The sequence below is a fragment of the Nocardia sp. NPDC049737 genome (assembly GCF_040674755.1).
GTDB lineage: Bacteria > Actinomycetota > Actinomycetes > Mycobacteriales > Mycobacteriaceae > Nocardia.
The window spans coordinates 37,756-58,172 of sequence record NZ_JBFANH010000019.1 but is presented as its reverse complement, the minus strand read 5'-3'; the positions used below and the strand labels follow the sequence as shown (position 1 = coordinate 58,172).

18 protein-coding genes and 1 pseudogene are annotated in these 20,417 nt (G+C 64.0%); 10 read left to right on the top strand and 9 right to left on the bottom strand.

Annotation, left to right across the window (positions count from 1 at the left end; all coding sequences use genetic code 11):
• Positions 1-4: 4 nt before the first annotated feature.
• The gene (locus AB0J47_RS24690) at positions 5-367 is read right to left on the bottom strand and encodes a cupin domain-containing protein (protein WP_364350304.1); all 363 of its coding nucleotides are present in this window, start codon (positions 365-367) and stop codon (positions 5-7) included.
• 258 nt (positions 368-625) lie between these two features.
• Here AB0J47_RS24690 and AB0J47_RS24685 point away from each other — a divergent pair, with 258 nt between their 5' ends.
• Both AB0J47_RS24685 and AB0J47_RS24680 read left to right on the top strand, forming a co-directional pair.
• A complete protein-coding gene (locus tag AB0J47_RS24685) occupies positions 626-1,504 on the top strand; it encodes an alpha/beta hydrolase (RefSeq protein ID WP_364350301.1) in 879 nt (292 codons plus the stop codon).
• Positions 1,505-1,557: 53 nt separating this feature from the next.
• Positions 1,558-2,595: a DJ-1/PfpI family protein gene (locus tag AB0J47_RS24680; RefSeq protein WP_364350298.1), complete on the top strand. Its 1,038-nt coding sequence runs from the start codon at positions 1,558-1,560 to the stop codon at positions 2,593-2,595.
• Here AB0J47_RS24680 and AB0J47_RS24675 read toward each other — a convergent pair.
• On the bottom strand, positions 2,549-3,826 hold the full coding sequence (locus AB0J47_RS24675; RefSeq protein ID WP_364350678.1) for a lipase family protein: 1,278 nt from the start codon (positions 3,824-3,826) through the stop codon (positions 2,549-2,551). The two genes, AB0J47_RS24680 and AB0J47_RS24675, sit on opposite strands and share 47 nt — an antisense overlap.
• Before the next feature lie 344 nt (positions 3,827-4,170).
• Between AB0J47_RS24675 and AB0J47_RS24670 the strand changes: the two genes are divergently transcribed.
• Complete coding sequence (locus AB0J47_RS24670) at positions 4,171-5,727, top strand: amino acid permease (RefSeq protein WP_364350295.1); 1,557 nt, start codon at positions 4,171-4,173, stop codon at positions 5,725-5,727.
• 504 nt (positions 5,728-6,231) lie between these two features.
• On the top strand, positions 6,232-8,667 hold the full coding sequence (locus AB0J47_RS24665) for a hypothetical protein (protein ID WP_364350292.1): 2,436 nt from the start codon (positions 6,232-6,234) through the stop codon (positions 8,665-8,667).
• A 9-nt stretch (positions 8,668-8,676) separates the two neighbouring features.
• Here the strand turns inward: AB0J47_RS24665 and AB0J47_RS24660 are convergent, their stop codons facing one another.
• Positions 8,677-9,714, bottom strand: a complete 1,038-nt coding sequence (locus AB0J47_RS24660; protein WP_364350289.1) for an alpha/beta hydrolase family protein — start codon at positions 9,712-9,714, stop codon at positions 8,677-8,679.
• 310 nt (positions 9,715-10,024) lie between these two features.
• Here AB0J47_RS24660 and AB0J47_RS24655 point away from each other — a divergent pair, with 310 nt between their 5' ends.
• The 4 genes from AB0J47_RS24655 (at position 10,025) to AB0J47_RS24640 (ending at position 15,659) form a co-directional block, all read left to right on the top strand.
• Positions 10,025-11,329: a condensation domain-containing protein gene (locus AB0J47_RS24655; RefSeq protein WP_364350286.1), complete on the top strand. Its 1,305-nt coding sequence runs from the start codon at positions 10,025-10,027 to the stop codon at positions 11,327-11,329.
• A 61-nt stretch (positions 11,330-11,390) separates the two neighbouring features.
• Positions 11,391-12,938, top strand: a complete 1,548-nt coding sequence (locus AB0J47_RS24650) for a glycosyltransferase family 39 protein (protein ID WP_364350283.1) — start codon at positions 11,391-11,393, stop codon at positions 12,936-12,938.
• A gap of 376 nt (positions 12,939-13,314) precedes the next feature.
• Positions 13,315-14,220, top strand: a complete 906-nt coding sequence (locus AB0J47_RS24645) for an alpha/beta hydrolase family protein (RefSeq protein WP_364350675.1) — start codon at positions 13,315-13,317, stop codon at positions 14,218-14,220.
• A 209-nt stretch (positions 14,221-14,429) separates the two neighbouring features.
• Positions 14,430-15,659: a helix-turn-helix domain-containing protein gene (locus tag AB0J47_RS24640; RefSeq protein WP_364350280.1), complete on the top strand. Its 1,230-nt coding sequence runs from the start codon at positions 14,430-14,432 to the stop codon at positions 15,657-15,659.
• Here the strand turns inward: AB0J47_RS24640 and AB0J47_RS24635 are convergent.
• A complete protein-coding gene (locus tag AB0J47_RS24635) occupies positions 15,639-16,073 on the bottom strand; it encodes a helix-turn-helix domain-containing protein (RefSeq protein ID WP_364350277.1) in 435 nt (144 codons plus the stop codon). The genes AB0J47_RS24640 and AB0J47_RS24635 overlap by 21 nt on opposite strands.
• 256 nt (positions 16,074-16,329) lie before the next feature.
• Here AB0J47_RS24635 and AB0J47_RS24630 point away from each other — a divergent pair, with 256 nt between their 5' ends.
• Positions 16,330-16,821: a MarR family transcriptional regulator gene (locus AB0J47_RS24630; RefSeq protein ID WP_364350274.1), complete on the top strand. Its 492-nt coding sequence runs from the start codon at positions 16,330-16,332 to the stop codon at positions 16,819-16,821.
• 78 nt (positions 16,822-16,899) lie between these two features.
• Here AB0J47_RS24630 and AB0J47_RS24625 read toward each other — a convergent pair.
• Positions 16,900-17,925, bottom strand: a pseudogene (locus AB0J47_RS24625) (hypothetical protein); the annotation flags it as partial.
• A 186-nt stretch (positions 17,926-18,111) separates the two neighbouring features.
• Here AB0J47_RS24625 and AB0J47_RS24620 point away from each other — a divergent pair.
• Positions 18,112-18,441 carry a cupin domain-containing protein gene (locus AB0J47_RS24620; protein WP_364350271.1) on the top strand — a complete coding sequence of 110 codons (330 nt, stop codon included), beginning with the start codon at positions 18,112-18,114 and terminating at the stop codon, positions 18,439-18,441.
• 18 nt (positions 18,442-18,459) lie between these two features.
• On the opposite strand, the gene AB0J47_RS24615 is transcribed toward AB0J47_RS24620, so the two are convergent.
• From AB0J47_RS24615 to AB0J47_RS24600, 4 genes are read right to left on the bottom strand one after another with little or no spacing between them, the layout of a single operon-like run.
• Entirely contained in the window at positions 18,460-18,789 is a 330-nt protein-coding gene (locus AB0J47_RS24615) for a ScnB (protein WP_364350268.1), read from the bottom strand.
• Positions 18,786-19,493, bottom strand: a complete 708-nt coding sequence (gene scnC / locus AB0J47_RS24610; protein ID WP_364350265.1) for a thiocyanate hydrolase subunit gamma — start codon at positions 19,491-19,493, stop codon at positions 18,786-18,788. Before scnC ends, AB0J47_RS24615 begins: the two co-directional genes overlap by 4 nt.
• Entirely contained in the window at positions 19,490-19,789 is a 300-nt protein-coding gene (locus tag AB0J47_RS24605) for an SH3-like domain-containing protein (RefSeq protein ID WP_364350262.1), read from the bottom strand. The genes scnC and AB0J47_RS24605 overlap by 4 nt, the downstream gene beginning before the upstream one ends.
• On the bottom strand, positions 19,786-20,211 hold the full coding sequence (locus AB0J47_RS24600; RefSeq protein WP_364350259.1) for a hypothetical protein: 426 nt from the start codon (positions 20,209-20,211) through the stop codon (positions 19,786-19,788). The genes AB0J47_RS24605 and AB0J47_RS24600 overlap by 4 nt, the downstream gene beginning before the upstream one ends.
• Positions 20,212-20,417 lie beyond the last annotated feature (206 nt).

Below are 20,417 nucleotides of genomic sequence, written 5' to 3'. Positions count from 1 at the left end.
GTGCTCACCGCTTGGCGTAGTCGGCGACACCCTGCCAGTCGAGCATGACGCACGGTTCATCGCCCACGACCCAGGCATCGTGTCCGGGTGCGACGATCATGAAGTCGCCGGGGCCGTATTCCTGTTGTTCGCCGTCGTTCATGGCCACCATCAGTCGGCCCGAGAGGCAGTAGCCCATATGGGCTGCTTCGCAACTGTCGGTCTGGGCGATCGGCTTGACGTGCTGCGACCACCGCCAACCGGGTTCGAAAACCGCTCGGCCGACCGGGCCGCCGTCGAGATTGACCAGATCGAGTTTGCCCTTGCCTTCCTCGAACAAGCGGGTCTCTTCGGGCTTGTCGAAACTCTTTTGCACCAGTCCGGACATGATTGTCCTCCTCGGTATCGTTGCCCCGACCTATAAAATGTGACGCCAATCACATCTTAGCCGCTGTGCTAGCTGCAAGGTAGCTCGCGCTGAGGTGCGCTAACAGCCGGTCGGGGCCGGTTGGATCAGGGACTGACGAAATCCGCTGTCTATCTGACCGATCCGGTCGGGGCTACCGACAAAGGGGCGATTCCGGCGTTCAATTCGAGCACATCGCGCGTCACGCGACCTTTCGAAAACGCCTGGAAGGTAAGACAAATGACCGAGTTCGTGACATTCGAGGAGGGCCGGATAGCCTGTGATGTCGTCGGGGACGGACCGCTGGTGGTGCTCTCGCACGGCATCGGAACCTCCCGGCACGACTATCGCCATCTCGTACCGCGACTGGTCGCCGCGGGCTACCGGGTGGTGAATGCCGACCTGCGCGGGCACGGCGAATCCAGCCCCGGCTGGCCGTCGGTAACCGGCAAGGCGGCCATCAACCGAACCGATGTCGCGGGCGATCTGCTCAGTGTGGTAAGGCATTTCGGCGGCCCGGCGGTAATCGTCGGCCACTCCCTGTCCGGCGGCGCGGCGACCATTGCCGCGGCCGAGGCGCCCGAATTGGTCAGTGCCATCGTCGAGATCAACCCGTTCACCAAGAGGCAGCGACTGGATATCGGTGCTCTGTGGACGGTGCCGCGATACCGGCGCGGTCTGGTGCGGTTGATGGGCACGCTGCTGTTGGGCTCGCCTCGGCTGTGGCGCGGGTACCTCGATATCGCGTATCCGACCAAGCCCGAGGACTTTTCGAGCTACCTCGACGGCGTGCTGACGACCCTGCGCGAACCCGGCCGGTGGCGCGAGTTCCGCAAGGCCGGTAAGACCACTCCGGCCGATGCCGAGGCGGCGCTGTCACAGGTGCACCGGCCCGCGCTGCTGATCATGGGTGCCGAGGATCCCGATTTCCCGGACCCGAAGGCCGAAGCCATGGCGATCGTCGCGGCCATGCCCATGGGCATCGGCAAGGTGGTCGTCATCGAGAACGCCGGGCACTATCCGCACGCGCAGTTCGGTGACCGCGTCGCCGATCTGATCATTCCCTTCCTCGGACGGCATGCCGCCGGTGTGGTCGCGCCGGTCCGGCACGCGGGGTGATCGGACTGCACATTGCCGTGACAGCCCTGGGGGTGTGCGGTGATGATAGGGACGTGTCGACGCCCCGCACGATTGTCCTCGTGGTCTACGACGGCATCCAGCTGATCGAATTGGCCGGTCCCATGGACATTTTCGGTGCGGCCAACGCCATCCTCGGCGCACCTGCCTACCACGTAGTGACGGCATCGCCGCGGGCGGGCACCGTCGCGGTGGAGGGTGGTCTGAGGATGCATGTCGAACATGCCCTGCCCGAGATCGCCACCGGTGACGACGAGATCGACACCATGATCGTGATCGGTGGAAACGGCGCCTTCGTCCCGTCGGTATCCGCCCAGGTGGTGCGCGAGCTTCCGGCCATTGCCCGGCGATCGCGGCGGGTGGCGTCGGTATGCGCCGGTTCGCTCCTGCTGGCCGGTGCCGGATTGCTCGACGGTTATCGTGCGACAACGCATTGGGGCGCGTGTGCGGTGATGGCCGAGCGTTTCCCCCGGGTGCTGGTCGAGCCGGATCGGATCTACGTCAACGATGGCAACCGGTGGACCTCGGCGGGGGTCACCGCGAGCATCGATCTCGCGCTCGCCCTGGTCGAGGCGGATCACGGCACCGAGGTGGCGCAGTTGATTGCCAGATGGTTCGTCGTCTTCACCCGAAGACCCGGCGGCCAAGCGCAATTCAGCGCCCAACTACGTGCGCAGCCCGCGCGCACCCCGGCGATCCGGGCGGTGCAGCAATGGCTGCCCGACCATTTGGACGAAGACTTGAGTGTCGCCGCGTTGGCAGCGAGGGCGGGATTGAGCGAGCGCGCCTTCGCCCGCGCCTTTCGTTCCGAAACCGGCAGTACGCCAGCTGCTTTCGTGGAGAATCTACGTGTCGAGGCGGCCCGGCGACTGCTCGAGACGACAGATCTGACGGTTGTCGCGATCGCCAAAGCGGTCGGCTACAAATACGGTGAGACGCTGCACCGGGTCTTCTCGCGGCAGCTGGCCACTACACCCGACCGATACCGGCAACATTTTGCGATCACCGGTTCGGACACAGCCGTTTTCAGCTTCCGGGAAAGCCGGGCGGCAGCGGCTGGAAATCCGCCTTGAACTTCGGCCCCGGCGGCAGGCCGCGCAGCACCGCGCTGGTCCAGGCCACCGCGGGCGGCCAGCCGGTGACGGCATTGACGATGTGTTCGGGGACCGGAACGGTGTAGAAGCGCAGATCCGCGCCACGCTCCCAATAGCTTTGGACCGTCGGCAGCACTACCGACGGTGGGATCAGTTCATCCCACAGGCCGTGCCACCACAGGATCGGTGTATCCGGAAGGTATCTGCCCAAGCTGTTGTCCTGCAGGACTCGAAGGATCCCCGGCGACGATTCCAGCGACTTGCCGGGCTGGTAGTAGGCACTGATGGGTCGGTAGACACCGGTGAGTGCAATGGTTGCGTAGCAACGACTTCGGACGTCTTTGATGATCTGCTGCCCCTCGGTGGTCAGCAGATCGGCGGGATCGAAGACGTCCGGATACTCCCGGGCCAGACTCGCGAAGCCGAGCCACATGGTGAAGTTGCTCGTACCGGTGAGCCCGGGTTCCGCTTGGGTCGCATACCAGGCCTCTGCCACCAGGTCGCCAGGCGTGCCACCGATGGTGGTGCCGAGCAGCCGCACATCGGGTGCGTAGCTCGCTCGCAGCTCGGCCGCGCGAATGGAACCCGAACCGCCCCCGGAATATCCATACAGCGCGATGCCGGAATCGGTGAGTCCGAGGCCCGGCTCGTTCTTCAGCGCGCGCAGACTGTCGAGGACCATCTTGCCCTCGGCGTAGGTGTTGAAGGTATTGAACTTCCCGTCGAAGTCCGGCAGGTTGATCGCGAAACCCTGTGCCAGCCAGGAGATCACCAGCGCGGACTCCTTCATGGTGCCGGTCTGCAGGGTGTGCGAGGGGTTGCAGGCCGAGTCGGTGGAGTCGATCGCCTCCTGGAAGGACAGCACGGGCCGAGGGCTGCCCTGCCATGGAATGCCGGGCACCACAACGGTTGTCGCGGTGACGATCGGATTGTCGTGCACATCGTTCGAGCGGAACAGCAGCTGTTCGGTGTACACCGGGAAGGGGATGCCGAGCACCCGCGTCTGCACTTCGCGGCTGCGCACTATCTGGCCCGGCTGATACGACGCGAGATCCGCGGGATCGTCGTACCACGGGTCCTGATCCGGCGACGGGATCGGCAATAGATCGTAGATATGCGGCTCGGTCGGCAACTGCGGCAGCTGATTCTGATCCGGCGGAAAATTCGGCGGGAATGCCGGATCGGCGGCCGCCACCCCGAAACTGCCCATCGCCAGACCCGCCGCCACCGCCAGACCTGCCGCCACCGCGAGCACCGTGAGCCGCCGCCGAGATCGCTTCACCACATCCTCCGAATCTCCATTTATCCGCCAGCCGATCATGGGTTCGGCGTGCTGGATTCAGCTCACCGCAATTGACGGCGCGGGGCTATTGGCATGATGCAGAGCCTCGACCTCGGCTTTTGTGCATCTGCACGAACCGGTTGGCCGGTAGTCTCGGATGTGATCGGACCCGCTAGGGTACCCGTTGAAACTTCAAACAAACTCATTGAATGTACCGCTAAATAACGGTACATTCTTCCGCGACATGACTTCCCGCACTGGAAGGCCTGGTCGTGATCGCAGTTCGGGGACCAGTTGAATTATCGGCGCTCGCAGATGCGCTGCATGCCGAGGATGTCGGTTATCGCAGATCGCTGCGCGCGCGCCAAGTGCAGATGATCGCGATCGGCGGGGTGATCGGCACCGGGCTATTTCTCGGTGCCGGTGGGCGACTGGCCAGCGCCGGACCGGGATTGTTCCTGGTGTACGCCGTATGCGGCGTATTCGTCTTCTTCATCCTGCGCGCGCTCGGCGAATTGGTGCTGCATCGGCCCTCCGCTGGATCGTTCGTCTCCTATGCGCGCGAGTTCTATGGGGAGAAGCTGGCTTTCGCGGTCGGGTGGACCTACTTCTTCCACTGGTGCATGACCGGGATCGTCGATATCACCGCCATCGCCACCTATGTGCACTATTGGGGCGCGTTCGAGGGCGTCCCGCACTGGGTGATCGCGCTCGTCGCGCTGATCGCGGTTGTGAGTACCAATCTGATCTCGGTGCGCTGGTTCGGCGAACTGGAGTTCTGGGTCGCGCTGATCAAAGTCCTGGCCCTGGTGGGCTTCCTGATCGTCGGTACCATCTTCCTGGCCGGCCGCTTCACAATTCAGGGGGCGCCGACCGGTGTAGGGGAGATCACCCAGCACGGCGGGTTGTTCCCGACCGGCCTGCTGCCGCTGGTCACGGTGACCACGGGCGTCGTATTCGCCTATGCCGCAGTCGAATTGGTCGGCATTGCGGCTGGCGAGGCCGAGCATCCGGAGACGATCATGCCGCGGTCGATCAACTCCGTCATCGCCCGTATCGGACTATTCTACGTCGGCTCGCTGGTACTGCTCGGACTACTATTGCCTTATACGGTCTTTCGGGCCGGGGAAAGTCCATTCGTCACGTTCTTCGCGAAAATCGGTGTGCCAGCGGCCGGTTCGATCATGAATCTGATCGTGCTCACCGCTGCCTTCTCCAGTCTCAACGCCGGGTTGTACTCGACCGGCCGGATTCTGCGTTCGATGTCGATGAACGGCAGCGCACCCGGTGTGGCGTCGCGCATGTCGCGGACGGGCGTACCCTACGTCGGCATCCTCGCGACCGGCGCGATCGCCCTGGTCGGGGTCGGGCTCGATGCGGTGGTGCCCGACCAGGCCTTCGAGATCGTATTGAACGTATCGGCGCTCGGCACCATTGTGTCGTGGACCGCGGTCGTGCTCTGTCATCTGCGACTGTGGCGCGAGTGGCGGCGCGGTTTGGCCTGGCGTCCAGCCTCCCGGCTACCCGGCGCGCCCTACACCGATGTCGCGACCCTGCTCTTCCTTGCCGCCGTGGTAATCCTGATGGCCTCCAGCGGCGATATGGTTCAGCGCAGCGCCGTACTCGCCATGATCGTCATCCTGGGCCCGGCCTTGGTCGGTGGCTGGTTCCTCGCTCGCCGAAAAGTATTGCGAATAGCCCGCATCCGCGAACACCATACGGGCCAGTTCGCGGTAGTCGCCGAGCGTCCGCCGCTCGGCCCCTCCGCTGAACCGGAAGTGATCATCGAGCCGCCGAAATCCGGCTACGTCAACCCGGATCCGCTGTAGGGTCGGTATTCATCGGGAGATCCGATGATTTTCGCGATGCTGCACGCTCGCGGTCACAGCGATAGACGGGCAATCGTCGCTATTCCTCGATCGAACTAGCGGTCCAAGCCGGGACAGACCGGTAGATTAGGTCGCTATTCTGGAAAATGCTGGGCTACAGCCGCTTCAGTCGGCATGCACGCTCAGTCGAGCAGCACCATAGGCACCGCTACGGCGGCATCCGCGCCTGATGATGCGTCGCCAGCGCGAATATTCCGCGACCTGGCGGGGCGAACAAACAGTGAACAGCTCCGGTCGCGATGAAAACGAAAACCCAACGGGCTCTGTTGATTTCGCTGTGCGCTGTTCACTGAGTGGAGGGGGGTCGTTCACGGCGCGTGGTTAGCGTTCGGGTGGTCGTTTCCGGAGACTGTTGAGCAGCTCCGAGGGTTTGTCCGCTTCGATGCTCGTCTGGCCATGCCGTGCCTGCGATTCGGGTGCGCGGAAACGAATCAGGTTGTAGTGGTGAACAACTGGAGATCGGATTACTGGGATCCGGATCGTTGGCAGTTGCCCGCGGTGCTGCTGCGGTGTCGTAGGTGGATCCGCGCTACGCGCCGGCGCCGCTGGACGGTCGGGGTCCTGCTCACTGTCTTCGTTCTGGTCGTCTTCCCCGGTCTGCTCGGCGCCACGGCCTCGGCCGCGGCCGAGAGCGGCACCCGCACCGCCGGATCGTCGGTGGGCAGTGCACTCGGCTGGACTCACGTCTCCGATTCCTCGGGCGTCGAGGCTGCCAGCTATGTCTTCGCCACCGATCACGGCGGCGTACTGAGTCCGGGAAATACCGCGATATCCCTGGTGATCGGCCTGGAGTTCGCGGGCTGGAAAATCATTGTGATCACGGCAATCTGGCTGATCGGCTACGCCCTGAGTTTCCAGTGGCTGAACATCTTCTCCAAGGCATTGCTCGGGGTAGCGCACAGCCTGACCGGCCAGATCGCGACGCCGATCATGTTGGTGACCGCGGCGACGCTCGGTGCGTTCTTCGTCGCGTGGTTCGTCGTGCGCGGCTTGTACTCCAAGGCCACTCTCCAAATGGGGACCATGCTCATGGTCGCCGTGCTGGGGCCGATATTCCTGGCCGAGCCACTGGCCGATGTGCTCGCATCGGACGGTCTGCTGGCGCAGGGCCGCGATCTCGGCATTTCGGTGGCGGCCGGGTTGAACGGCGATAGCAATGTCGATCCGTCGCGCATGGTGGCGACCATGCAGGGCACCTTGACCGATAACTTCGCCCGTCGTCCGCTGCAGGTCTGGAACTTCGGGCATGTGGTCGACGATCAGCCCGCATGTCGTGCGGCGTGGTCGGCCGGTGTCACGGCGCGCAGCGAAGATCGGGTGAAAAAGGGCATCGGCGCTTGCGGGGACGGCGCGGCCGAGGAGTCGATGGACAATCCGAATTTCGAGCAGATCGGCACCGGCCTATTGCTGCTGCTGGCCGGGGCGATCCTGCTGGCCTTCGGGGCGGTGCTGGCGATCAAGGTGATCCGTGCCGCACTCGACACCATCTACCACGGCTTGATGTCGATCTTCGGTTTCGCCGCAGGCGGATTCATCTACGGACCCACCCAGACGTTCCTGATCCGCAATGTCGTCGACGGCTTCGTAGCCGCGGCGCGCATGACCGCCTACACCATCTTTCTCGGCGTCTACGTACTGATCCTGCGAGACCTGTTCACGCTGGCCCGCGATCAGGTCATGGTGGTGTTCATCATCGGCGCGATCGTCGAGATTGTCGCGATCCTGCAGCTCAAAAGGCTCAGCGCGGGTCTGGACCGGGGCAACGAGTGGATCGCCAATCGGTTCGCGCTGGCGGCGCAAGGCAGTGGCGCACGGGGTTCGGGTGGTAGCGCGACCGCACTCGGTATGGGCACGGTCGGGGCTGGACATTCCATGCGGGCGGGGATGCTGCCTGTGCTTGCCGCTTTCAGCACGGTCAGCGGTTCGCCAGCGACCGAATGGCTCTGGGGAAAGACCCGTTCACCGCTGCGGCCGTTCGCCCGGATGGAGCGCGAGGCGCAATTGGGCCAATGGGGATTCTGGGGCGCGCCAGGTGTGGGTGGACCCACGGGTTCCTATGCACAGGCATACGTGCACCGGCCCGTATTCGCGCGGGCTGCCCGGGAGGCCGCGCTTGCCGCGCCGAATGGCGGCATCAATACCGTGCGCGGCGCGGCCGCGGCGCTGCAGGGTCTGGTGGATATCGGCGGGAAGATCACCGATGCGCCTGCGGCATTGCTCGCCGCCGGATTCACCGACGAGGACATCATGTTCAACGCCATTCGCTCGTGGTCGATCGTCGATGACAACTCCAAGGGCTGGACGCTCGCCAATAACCATCTCGGTCGCGCGGTGGCCGCGGTCCAACGCGTCCAGGACTCATCGCTTCGACTCATCGACGGTGGCAGTTCTCCCGGCGAAGTCGCGGCGGATCTCGCCACCTTGCAGGCCGCCGCATTCCGGTATCGGCGCTCGGCGCCAGCAGGTGTCACCCTTACCGCGGGCGAGGAGCAATTCGTCAATGCATACCTGGGCACACCCACAGAGGACGCGGCCCGGGCTCTCCAAACAGTCGCCGGCGGCGGCACTGTCACGTCGGGCCCACTGGCTGGTGGTCCATTCGCGAACGACGCCCTCGCCGCCAGGCGCATGTTGGGTGAGATCGGCAGCAGGCAGGCGGACCTTGTCTTGACCAGCGTCAACAATGTATTGCGTAATCCAGCGGATCAAGAGTTGCTCCGCGTGGCTCGTGGGCACATCTCCGATACGGTTCTCACCGACCAAGCATTGAGCGGGGCCAAACGAACAGCGACGAACACGCCGACGCCGCCGAGGCAAGGCAGTCCGCAGCGGCCCCGCTGGGCCCCGCCGATGGCCAGGGTAGGCGCTCGGCTGAATTGAGTTGGTGCGCTATCCGCGCAGCGCGTCGCGGATCATCGGCCACGATTTGTGCAGGTCTTCCTGCCAATAGCCCCACGAATGGGTGCCGGTGGGGCGCAGGTCGAAGGTGGCGGGGATGTTCAGTTGTTGGAGGCGCTCGCGCAGTGCGTGCGCGCACTGGTTGGTGATGGCCTCCAGCACGCCGCCGTTGACGAGCTGGCCGACGAGTTTGCCCGCGTTGTCCCGGATTCCCGGGCCGTCGAGGGTGTCCAGCGGTCCGGGAACGCCGGTGCCGGTCGAGACGTAAACGGCTGTGCCGCGCAGCATTTCGGCATGCACATAGGGGTCGTTGGCGGCCCAGGCCGGATCGTTCGGCGGCCCCCACATATTGCTCGGATTGCCGCGCCAGCGCAGTACGACCGCGTCGATCATGGCTTGGCCCAGTGGGTCACTGGTCTGCACGCAACCGCTGTAGGAGCCGATGGCCCGGTAGCGCCCGGGTGCCGCGAGTGCGAGCTGGAATACCGATGTCGCGGCCATGGAGATCCCCGCGATCGCGTTGGCGCCGCTGCCGTTGAAGGCCGAGTCGATGATCGGCGGCAGTTCCCGAGTCAGAAAGGTTGTCCAGCGTTGGCGGCCCAGGATTGGATCGTCGTCGCGCCAATCGGTGAAGTAGCTGCCGTTGCCGCCCATCGGGGTGACAACCGTGACCTGCTTGTCGCGGAAGAACTCGACGATATCGGTTTGCTCGGGCCAACTACTGGCGTCCGCGCCACCGCTGGCACCGTTGAGTAGGTACAGCGTGGGGGCGGGCGCCGAACTATCCGGCGCCCGAAGCACTTTGACGAGGATATCGGTGTCCATTGCGGCCGAGTGGACGCGCAGGTCGAGCATGCCGTCCGCATTCTCGACCAGGCCCGCGAGAGCGGAACCATCGGCGGCCGGGCGTGCGGCGGCGGTGGCCGCGGCGACCGTGATCTGTCCGCTGGGTTCCGATCGTGCGGTCACGGGTACGGCGGCCAGACCCACTGCGCAGATGAGCGTCATGAGCCCTGTCGCAGTTCGCACTCGCTCATCCTTCCCACGATCTATTGCGTGGCCACGATAGTCGGCGATTACCAGCGCAGATAAGGCTATTTGGACGATCTTTCGGCGAAATCCATTGGTTCTGGGGAACATCACAAAGTTCGCGCCCGGCCATGGTCGATCGGCAATACATGCCGTTGACTGACATTCTCCTGGCTTCACGAATCGAGGGCATCCATTGGTCAATTTCGGTTTCTTCGATGAATGGCATCCCGAGCGCGGTCGGCTCACCACATGGATGGCGTCACCGAGTTCGCGGGCGGCGGTGCGGACGGCCCCGATACACCCGACAATGCCCTCTTACCAGCAGGAGGCATATCTGCGGACCGCGCATCGCAATGCCGATACGGGCGTTCGGGCATCGCGATTGTGCATGATTGCCTTCGATATTCCCGGCGCTCCGGTCCGCGAAGCGCTGACCCGGACATTCAACGCATTCCTGCGTCGCCACGACACGTTTTCGAGCTGGTTTTCGTTTACCGCCGAGGGTCGGGTCGTGCGGCATGTGGTGCGGCCGGATGATATCGAATTCGTCGCGACGGACCACGAAGAATTCCTTGACAGCGATGCGATTCGCGAGCGGGTGCAGGCCGAAACATCGGGTCCGTTCGAATGGGATTGCTTCAGTTTCGGCGTGATCGATCACGGTGATTCATTTACGGTGTACGCCGCCGTGGATCATCTGCATACCGACGGGCTCGCGCAGGCATTGTCCTGCGTCGATCTGCTGATGCTGTACGGCAATGAATTGTCCGGCGGCCGAGTCCCTTCCGCGCCGGTCGACGGCCACCTCGCGTACTGTGCGCGTGAACGCCGGCTCAATGAACAACTCACGCTGGAATCACCGCAGATCCGGCACTGGGTCGAGCTGCTACAGCTCAATGACGGTGATATGCCGTCGTTTCCACTGGACCTCGGACTGGCCGACGGCGGCATCCGTGGCGCGCAGGTGACGCTGCCGCTGATGAGCGAGGCCGACGCCGTGCGATTCGAACAGGTCTGCCAGGATCACGGTGGCCGATTCATCGGCGGACTGTTTACCGCGCTGGCCATGGCGGAGCTCGAATTGACCGGTCGGGATTGGTATTTCGGCCTCGCCCCGGCCAATACTCGCGCCACCCCCGGCGAGGCGACCTCGGTGGGCTGGTACACCAACCTCATTCCGGTCACCGCGGCGATCCGGCCCGATGACACCTTCACTTCGCTCGTTGCCTCGGTCCAGGATGCGGCCGAGCGTGCCAAGGATCTGACCGATATTTCACCGCATCGGGTGCTCGAGCTGGTCACCCCGGAGCTGGGCATCCGGACCAAGCCGGGCTGGACCGCGCCGATGCTGTCATATGTCGATGTCCGCAGGATGGCGGGTGCGGAAATGTTCGATCGGATCAACGGCGGTCTGTACGGCAATCGGGCCAGCGCGAGCGAGGTGTACCTCTGGATAAATCGGTTCAACGAGGTGACCACCCTGACCCTGATGTTTCCCGACACCCCCCAGGCGCACGCGTCGATCGATCGGTACGCGAAGGCGCTGACCGCCGTCGTTACCGCTGTGGTCGCGGACGGTGACTATGCCGTGCGGGTCGACGTCTTGTCATGACCGTCCGGGTTTGCGATGCGACGACCCGCACGGCCTGGGGGGTCGTGTCGAGGAGGCGCTTGTGACGACTTCCGCTGCCACACGGCACGCCGAACTGCGAAATACCTTGCCGCCGTTCGCATTGCGACCGGTAGTCGCGATTACCGGGCTCGTCTCGGTTGTCCTGGTCGCGCGGGCGGACCGATACGACTACTTCGGTGACGAACTGTACTTCTTATCGGCCGGTGCTCGGCTCGCCTTCGGCTACGTCGACCAGGGGCCATTGCTACCACTTCTCGCTCGATGCGTGGACTGGATAGCGCCGGGTTCGCTTGTCGCACTGCGCATTCCGTCGATCGTCGCCGCTGTGCTGGCAATCGTGACCGCCGCCGCCTCCGCCCGCGAATTCGGAGGCGGGCGTATCGCGCAGGTACTCGCGGCTCTTGCCTACGCGTGCTGTCCGTTCGCGATCACCCAGTCGGCCACGCTGTCGACCTTCGCTCTCGATGCCACGCTGGTTGCGGTCTTGATCTGGCTGATAGTGCGCTGGATTCGGATCCGTGACGATCGGCTTCTGATTGCCGCCACCGTGGTCGTCGCGCTGGATCTACAGGTGAAACTATTGGCTCCGGTGTTGGGCGCCGGAATCGCTATCGGCGTCATGATTTTCGGTCCGCGAGATCTGCTCCGGCGGCCGGCCTTGTGGTTCGGTGCCGCATTCTCGCTAGCGACGGTCCTACCGGGACTGGGGTGGCAGGCGCGGCATGGGTGGCCGCAACTGGCCATGGGCGCGACGATACGAGCCGAACAGCAGGCCGCGACCGGCGGCATCGCGGGACTGCCGATGCAGTTGGCGATGCTGACCGGTATCGGTGGATTCCTTGCCGTGGTGGGCATTTGGGCGCTGGTCCGGCATTCCGCACTGCGGCCTTATCGGTTCATCGTCGTCGCCGTTGTCGTCCAATCCGGGTTCGTGCTGGTGACCGGGACGCGCGCGTACTACGTCGCGGGGCTGCTTCCGGTTCTGTTCGCCGCAGGCGCGGTGTGGGCACAGGCCCGTGAGTTCAGCCGGTGGGAGAAGGCGACGGGGATCACCATGGCTGCGCTCGCCGCGACAATCGCTGTCGCCGTGGTGTTTCTGTTACCGGTATCGTCGGGTGCCCTGGACCGGCCGACGAATACGCAAAGCGAATTGTCCACCCGAATGCGTGTATTCGGCTCCAGCGGCTGGTCGGAACTGACGGCGTCCGTCGATGCCGCCTACCGCACAATAGATCTCGGCGCCCGCGCCCACACGGTCATTGTCACGCAAACCTATTGGGCAGCGAGCGTGCTGGACCGACTCGGTAGCCCGGATTTGCCTCCGATCTACAGCCCCAATCGTGGATTCGCCTATTTCGGTAAGCCTTCGGAGACTGATACCACTGTGCTGTATGTCGCCGCCGACGCAGCGGAACCGCTATTGCGACAGACGTTTTGGGATGTTCGTCCATTGAAGCGCCTCGATGATCGCCTCGGATTTCCCGGTATCAACCGCAACATCGTCATCTGGCGCTGCGACCGCAGCATCCGTCCATGGGCCGAAACCTGGCCGCATCTGATCACCAACGTGCTCGACCCGGGCATCTGACACTAGGCAATTACCGATGACAGTTCCGAGCACTGGATCCGCGATTCGTACCGGCCTTGTCGGCCCCGCTGTTGCTCCCCGAGCAATTGGAGCTGGTCACGGGTCTTTATCGTCGACGCCTGGCCACCGATCCATTCGACGACCCGGACGGTGGCGGGCGCGTCACCTAATTGGTGGCGCGTCCATTGCTGGCCGCATGCGAACACTCGCTCTGCGCTTGGTAGATGACGCACGCCGATCAGGAGCGCTCGTGATCGGTTCCATCGACAGCACCCAGCCTGCTCGAATCCGCTTGCTCTGTGTCGCAACGGTTCTCGGCGTCTTCGGCGCACCTGTCGCCGTGGTGCACGCCCAGCCGCCGCCGAAACCGATAGCGGTGTCGGCCGACGGATCGCGCCTGGACCGCATCCGGCAACGAAACGACCGCCTGATCGAGATATCGGTGTATTCGGCCGCGATGAACACCATCTTCCCCGTGCAGGTGTTGCGCGCCCGCGACGAGCACACCGCAGCACCCACGCTGTACCTGCTCAACGGCGCCAATGGCGGTGTCGGTGGCAGTTGGTACGACGAAACCGATGTCGCTGACTTCTTCCGTGATAAACCGGTCAATGTCGTAATCCCCATCGGCGGTGCGGGCAGCTATTTCACCGACTGGAAATCCGACGATCCGCTGCTCGGGCGGCAACGCTGGACGACCTTTCTGACCGAGGAATTGCCGCCGCTCATCGACCAGGCATTCAATGGCAACGGTGCCAACGCCATTGCCGGGCTTTCGATGTCCGCGACCTCGGTCTTCCAACTCGCTTTGGCCGCACCCGGTCGCTATCGGGCGATCGGCTCCTACAGCGGTTGTGTCCGAACCAGCGACCCGCAGGGACAGGCGTTCGTCACCGGGGTCGTCGCGCGGTGGCGCGGCAATGCACTGAATATGTGGGGCCCGCCCTCGGATCCGACATGGGCCGCAAACGATCCCTACCTGCACGCCGATCGGCTGCGCGGCACCGCCATCTACGTTTCCGCGGGCACAGGGGCACTCGGACCGTTGGACACCCCCGAAGGCACGCGAGGCGACCTGATCCAGCTCGTGTGGCAGGTGATGTTCGGAGTGCCGCTGGAAGCGGTCATGAACATGTGCACCCACCAACTGCACGACCGACTCCAATCCCTCGGCATTCCCGCCACCTTCGATTTCCGATCGAACGGCACGCATTCGTGGGGCTATTGGCAGGAGGATCTGCACAAGTCCTGGCCGATATTCGAAGCAGCACTGATCAAGTGAGCCACTCGGTAAGCGTCATCGAAATCCGGCGAATTTTTTGTGTCGCTTCACCATCGGCTGCCAGGTGCGTATCGCACGCCGATAATCTGTCGTAGCGTGACCGACCGACGGTAGCGTCGATTTTCGGCAGGGAGCACGATGGCTGGTGAATTCTCGCCGACCATGCCGCGCCCGGCCTGCCGGTCAGTGCGAATCTCAGGGGAAATGCCATGACGGTCACGAATGATTCTTTCGAGCCGAATTACTCGGCATTGTCGCGCAAGATCGTGAACCGTCTCGAAAGCGCATCGGTCGAAGGCCTCGGTGGTGCCGTTCAGGGCGACCTGATCACGGTCGCACGCTGCGGTTTGGAAGGCCTCACGGCCGCGATCCGCACGGGCAGGCCGGTACCAGAGCGAGCCGTGGCGCGGCTCGAGACCATCGCGGCCAGAATGGCGGATCGGGAGTTGCCGATCGCACTGATCCAGCACGTCATGCACGCCGGAATCAAAGCCGGTTTCGAACTCGTTGCCGCCGATCGGCCGCAGTCGGTTCGGCAGGAGATTTACACCGACGGCGCGCGCCTGATCCAAGCGACACAGGAGCTTTCGACCGCGGTATTGCGCGGGTACGTCGGCGAAGTGCGTGCCATGACCGGTGATCGCAGAGTCACCGCGCAGACACTGGCATCGGCGCTGCTGGCCGGAAAAGCGGATCCGACGACGGTGCACCGATGCGGCGCCGAACTTTCGTCGTCCTACTTTGTGATCGCGGTCGCGCTGGGGCCGCATCCCGACGAGAACGATGCTCGACTCGATTCCAGGGTGGTCGCGCGCCGCAAACTTCGCCGCGTCCAAGCCGAATTGGCGACCACTGGCGAATGCCGGGTGCTATCGCTGCTCAGTGTCGATGGCGGAACCATCCTGGTCCCAACGGAATTCGCGGCCATTACTGAAGAATGGCTGGTCGACCTGGTCGCCCGGCTGATGCGCGCCGCTGCCGCCCCGGTCACCGCGACATTCACGGCGTCGCCGCGTGGCCGGATTCCCCCTGCGGCCGACCGCGTGCACCAACTGCTCGATCTCGCCCTGCGCCTGGATCGTGGACCCGGTTTGCACCGGTTCGAAGATCTGGCACATGAGTACCAACTGATCCAGCCTGGTCCCGGCTACCAGCATCTGCGGGCGATCCTCGATCCGCTGCGGACCGAGCCCGGACTACTCGACACCCTGCGCACCTACTTCGTCGCGCAGGGCAAGCGCGCGCCGACCGCCCGCCGGCTCGGCGTCTCGACCAGCGCTGTGCGCCGCCGCCTCATCCGAATTGCCGAATTGACCGGACTCGATCCCGAAAACGTCACCGACGCCTGGTATCTGAGATCGAGCCTGGTCGCCTGCACCTTCGCGGACTTTCCGTCGAGGCAAGCACCGGGCGCGGCGTTATGCCTGGTCGGGTCCTGAGTCGTCGGTATCCGGCGGTGCGGCCGGTAATCCTTCGCTCGCCCGGAGTTTTTCCGCCATGGTGGCGAGCAGATTCTGCGATTCCTCGGAAAGGTCGAAAGCTCTGCTCGATAGTCGGCGCAGGTGATAGCCCTGAAGTTGAGACAGCAGTTCCAGATCGTGGTCGATTTTGGCGGCGTAGACGTCATTGAAGAAGTAGTCCGGTTTGACCTTGAAGAATTTGGCGAGGGCGGTCATGGTCTCGTTGGAGGGGTTGGCGCGCTGCCCCGACCGTAGTTGGGACAGATAGGGTTTCGAGATCGGGTACCCGGAGTTCGTCAACGCGTCCGCGACTTCGGCATTGGTATGCGAGCGGCGGCCCGGGGGATGCACGGTTTCGAACAGCTTGTTCAACCGCTCGGCGAAATCAGCCATCTGAGGTGCCCATCTTCTTCGCTGTCCTGGTGAACCGATCATCGGTTCGATTTGCGCTGTCGACGAAAACCGCTCCAGCCCATCGGGTCCGAAGTCGAATCGCAAGTGTGTTCGGTTGATTACCCGTGACTGCCTGGTAGGAAACGGATCGAAACATCGGCCTCGCAGGTTACCGTGCCCGCTCACGGACCACGCGGGCGACGTCTGGCTGTCCGGTGCGGGTAAGGTCCTAACATCGCACCGACGGAGGAGGATGATGGCGACCTCAGCCCGCTCGACACCATCGGACTCGGTCGACGAGGTCACCGACGCATTGCTGACCGCGTCCCGCCTGCTCATGGCCATCTCGGCCCGCTCGATCGCGCACGTCGACGATACGATCACGCTGCCGCAGTTCCGCACGCTGGTGATCCTCGCGACTCAGGGCCCGAGCAATCTGGCCACCTTGGCCCAGCAATTGGATGTGCAGCCATCGACCGCGACCAGGATGGTCGAGCGGCTCGTATCCGCGGAATTGCTTACCCGCCAACCCAATCCGCAGTCCCGGCGCGAACAGATCGTCGATCTCACCGAGCACGGGCGACGCGTCGTCGCCGAGGTGACCGCGCGCCGTCGCGCCGAAATCGCCCGCGTAGTGCAGACCATGCCCGCTGCCCAGCGCCAGGGGCTGGTGCGAGCGCTGACCGCGTTCACCACGGCGGGGGAGGAATGCGGTGCCGCCAAGGGACTGCAGGCGTACCCGCTGTAGGGCCTGACGTGCGACTACCAGGTCCGCTTCGTGCTCACGTTCGTCAGGCATCGGCACGTCGGGCGCGACGTCCGAGAGTTGATGCTTGGGCCGGATATGGGCGTACTGCAATGCGGCAAGTCCGGCAAGTGCCGCCGCAATGCTGATCTTCCACCCGGGTGGCCGCCAGGTGAGGAGCAATTCCGCGTTGTCGGTATGCGGTGGGATATCGATGGCGATGAACGTGCCTGCCACGGTGGTGAACGGAATTTCGTTGCCGTTGAGCGTAACTCGATAACCGGGCCAGCCGAGGCGTGCGAAAACGATGCGTCCGCCGCCGGTTGAGGTGGCCCGGATTCGGCTGGTAACGCTGTCACCCGATACCGAACTCGCTTGCACGCCTTCGGTATCGGCGATCAGACCGTTACGGGTCGAAAGCGGGCCGTCGACGCGTTCGAGTACCCAGATGTAGCGTTCGTGCCCCGGATAGTCGACCCACTTCCAGCCCGGCGGGGCCGGATGGTCGGGGGCATCGGGGAATTGGGCCCGCTGCAGGACGACCCGATCGACCTTCATCAGATCGACAATCGTTTTGCCAGTGGATGATTCGGGCGCGAACGCGCGCCGGTACGCGTCTGGACAGGTGCTGCCGTCCCAACCCATGCACAGCAGCGCGCTGAAGGCAGCGTATCCGATCGGGGTATATGCGTTGACGTAATCCAAGCGCAGGTTCTTGGCGTAGTTGCCGAAGGCGAGGGAGCCGTACGCGCCCGCGAGGCTCATATCGCTCGGCTGCAGAAGTGCGCGATCGGCGAGTTGCAGTGTGACACCGGGGAAATCGGCGAAGGCCGCCCGCATGTCCGAGCGCCGTTCCGGAAAGTTGTACGACATCGGCGTCGGCGGTGCGCCGTGCACCTGGGAGTAGGCGATCGGGAACATCGCCACAATGCTCAGCAGGCAGGCCACCGCGACCCCTCGGGTGCGGATCACCCACAGCACCGCGGCCCCGAGCGCGGTCACCGCGACGACCGCGACCAGATGCCACACCAGCAGTGCGGGCGCTGCCGAGAACGACCGCAGCAACAGGAACCCGATGAGCACCCCCGCAGCCGCCCCACGGCGCCGCCATTGCTGATGCCACGAGTTCGAGACACTACCTGGCAGCGGCAGTATGCAACAGTTGCTGTCTGCATCAGTTGCGGTTCGCGGCCGCTGCCCATGGAACGGTTCAGCAACTGGGACTATGCCAACAAACCGGGGGTCCGGATCCGTTCGTGGAATAGAGCGGCCGAAACCAGCAGTTGCAGAGATATGGAGATCATCGAGTTCCCTGGATACGAGTGGACGACCGTCGCGGATTCACCTGTGCGAGAGCTGTTCCCGGGCATTCGCTCGCGGGCGCTGTGGCGCGGGGCGAACGGCGCGAAAGCGTACCTACTGGAAATGGATCCGGGCACCTCGTGGGAGGGCATCGATCTGCACGAGCCCGGACCGGAGGAGGTTTTCGTAGTATCCGGCACATTCAACGACGGATTCCGCGACTATCCGGCCGGATCGTTCATCCACGCTCCGGCCGGATCGTCACACATTCCGCAGTCGACGACCGGCTGCACACTGTTCGTCTTCTACCCCGAGGGCTGAAAGCCGTCGGGTGCCGCGCTAGTCCTGGTTGAACCGCTCCCGCACCGCGTCCATTCGCGCGTGCAACTCCTCCGGGACGATCCATCCACGATCCATCAGCGTGTGAGCCGTGACGACGACCGATCGGGTGTGTACGGGAAAGTCGTGGTAGATCGTCTCTCCGAGCGCATCCTCGGCATGGCGGCGTTCCAGATTGTCCAATGCGCCACGCCAGGACAGGCATTCGCACGTCGCCTGCATGCTCGACTCCCATGGGTCGGGCTTGCGATCGAGTTCGGGAAGCGCGTTCTCTCGTCGCGACTCGGGATCCAGGGTCCGCAGAAGAACGTCGTAGGGACTGCTCGTCACTGCCCACCCCTTCCCGAGGCCGCCTCGACCTGATCCGGCGGTGCCTGCGCGGTCCAATCGACCTGCGGCACGGCAACGCCGATCATCGTGTCCCGGGTGACGATGGCCGCCAGCTGCTCCTCCGTCCAGCCCTCGGTGCCCGCCGGGCGCATCGGCATCACCATGAAACGGGACTTCTGATTCGAATCGTGCACCCGGACCTCGACCTCGGGCGGAATGTGCAGGCCGAATTCGGCGAGCACCTCACGGGGCCAACGCACCAGGCGCCGACGGTAATTGGGAGTGCGGTACCAGTCCGGTGACATGCCGAGAACCGGCCGCGGATAGCACGAACACAGCGTGCAGACGATCACGTTGTGCACCTCGGGCGTGTTCTCCAGCACGTAGAAGAAGGTGTAGTCGCTCGGCGTGCCGGATCCGGTCGGGTCACGCCAGTCGATGCCGACTTCCTTGCACGTCTCGGTGCCGTCGGCGAGCAGACGCGCCTTGAAATCGGGATCCGTCCACGCCTTCGCGACCAGTTTCGACCCACCGTGCGGACCGACCGATTCGGCCCATTCGGAGAACCGTCGATGGTCTTCTTGCGAAAAGAGGCCCTTTTCGATGGCGAGCTCGCGAACCGCCGTCTCCAGAATCTCGAACTCGCTGATCTGTGAGCTCGTCTGGATCGGCGCGTGCGCCCCGTGATCGTGGGTCTGACTCACTTGGCATCCTCCTCTGCGGGCTCGAGCCAGCGCTCGGAGACCTCCGTCTCCAGGGTGTCGACCTCGAAGCCGGTGTATTTGGGCCAAAGATCTGTCTGGCGGAACCGCACGACGTAGAACGGTTCGAAGCGACCGTCCGCACGTCCCCACGCCTCGTCCTCGGGAATCACCCATTCTGGCCGGTATTCGACGACGACACCTGTGCGGCCACGGGTGTATGCCTGGGTGCGGGTGTGGAACATCGACGTCGCGTTTCGCACACGGACGCGATCGCCGATCTCGTACTTCCTGGTCATTGCCCCGTCTCCAACCGTGCGCGTACATCGTCCAATTTCGCGGACAGTTCGTCCGGGGTGATCAAACCCTTGTTGATCAGCACCTTCGCCGCGACGGTCGCCCAGCGCGCGTAGTAGGGCAGACCGAAATACAGCGTCGCGCCGAGATCGTTCTCGGCCCTTCGGCGTTCCTCGGAATTCCACACGCCACGCCAGCCGAGGCATTCGCAGGTGACGTAGGTATTCATCTCCCAGGATTCTTCGGCCTTTTCCCGGTACTCGATCGGCACATCCGGCTGTCCGCCCACGTCGTGCAGGACGTGTCGGAGTGCGGCAAATAATTCGTTGGAGATCTCGTACGGCGAGTCCAGCGGTTTGTGGAACACGGGAGCGAGATCTGCTACGCGAGTTTGAACTTCGTCGAATCGATTCGGTGAACTCATGAGGTCTCCGTAGTGACGGATCCGATGTTCCCCCGGCAGGGTGATCGCATACTGCGCACACCCGGCTGCGGGGCCGCGAGCCCTATTCAAATTGCGTTGATCCGACTGCCAAGGCTACACGTCAAGATCGTTCGATTGAAGATTTCGCCGCCCGATCAAGGATTGCTGACCATTGCAGCGTTTATGAGGAAATCATCAGTTGATGT

Bases quoted from the DNA above. Each gene is read 5' to 3' on its own strand.
- AB0J47_RS24690 (WP_364350304.1), bottom strand. From the start codon at position 367: ATGTCCGGACTGGTGCAAAAGAGTTTCGACAAGCCCGAAGAGACCCGC.
- AB0J47_RS24685 (WP_364350301.1), top strand. From the start codon at position 626: ATGACCGAGTTCGTGACATTCGAGGAGGGCCGGATAGCCTGTGATGTC.
- AB0J47_RS24675 (WP_364350678.1), bottom strand. From the start codon at position 3,826: ATGGGCAGTTTCGGGGTGGCGGCCGCCGATCCGGCATTCCCGCCGAAT.
- AB0J47_RS24655 (WP_364350286.1), top strand. From the start codon at position 10,025: ATGCCCTCTTACCAGCAGGAGGCATATCTGCGGACCGCGCATCGCAAT.
- AB0J47_RS24640 (WP_364350280.1), top strand. From the start codon at position 14,430: ATGACGGTCACGAATGATTCTTTCGAGCCGAATTACTCGGCATTGTCG.
- AB0J47_RS24635 (WP_364350277.1), bottom strand. From the start codon at position 16,073: ATGGCTGATTTCGCCGAGCGGTTGAACAAGCTGTTCGAAACCGTGCAT.
- AB0J47_RS24630 (WP_364350274.1), top strand. From the start codon at position 16,330: ATGGCGACCTCAGCCCGCTCGACACCATCGGACTCGGTCGACGAGGTC.
- AB0J47_RS24620 (WP_364350271.1), top strand. From the start codon at position 18,112: ATGGAGATCATCGAGTTCCCTGGATACGAGTGGACGACCGTCGCGGAT.
- AB0J47_RS24605 (WP_364350262.1), bottom strand. From the start codon at position 19,789: ATGACCAGGAAGTACGAGATCGGCGATCGCGTCCGTGTGCGAAACGCG.
- AB0J47_RS24600 (WP_364350259.1), bottom strand. From the start codon at position 20,211: ATGAGTTCACCGAATCGATTCGACGAAGTTCAAACTCGCGTAGCAGAT.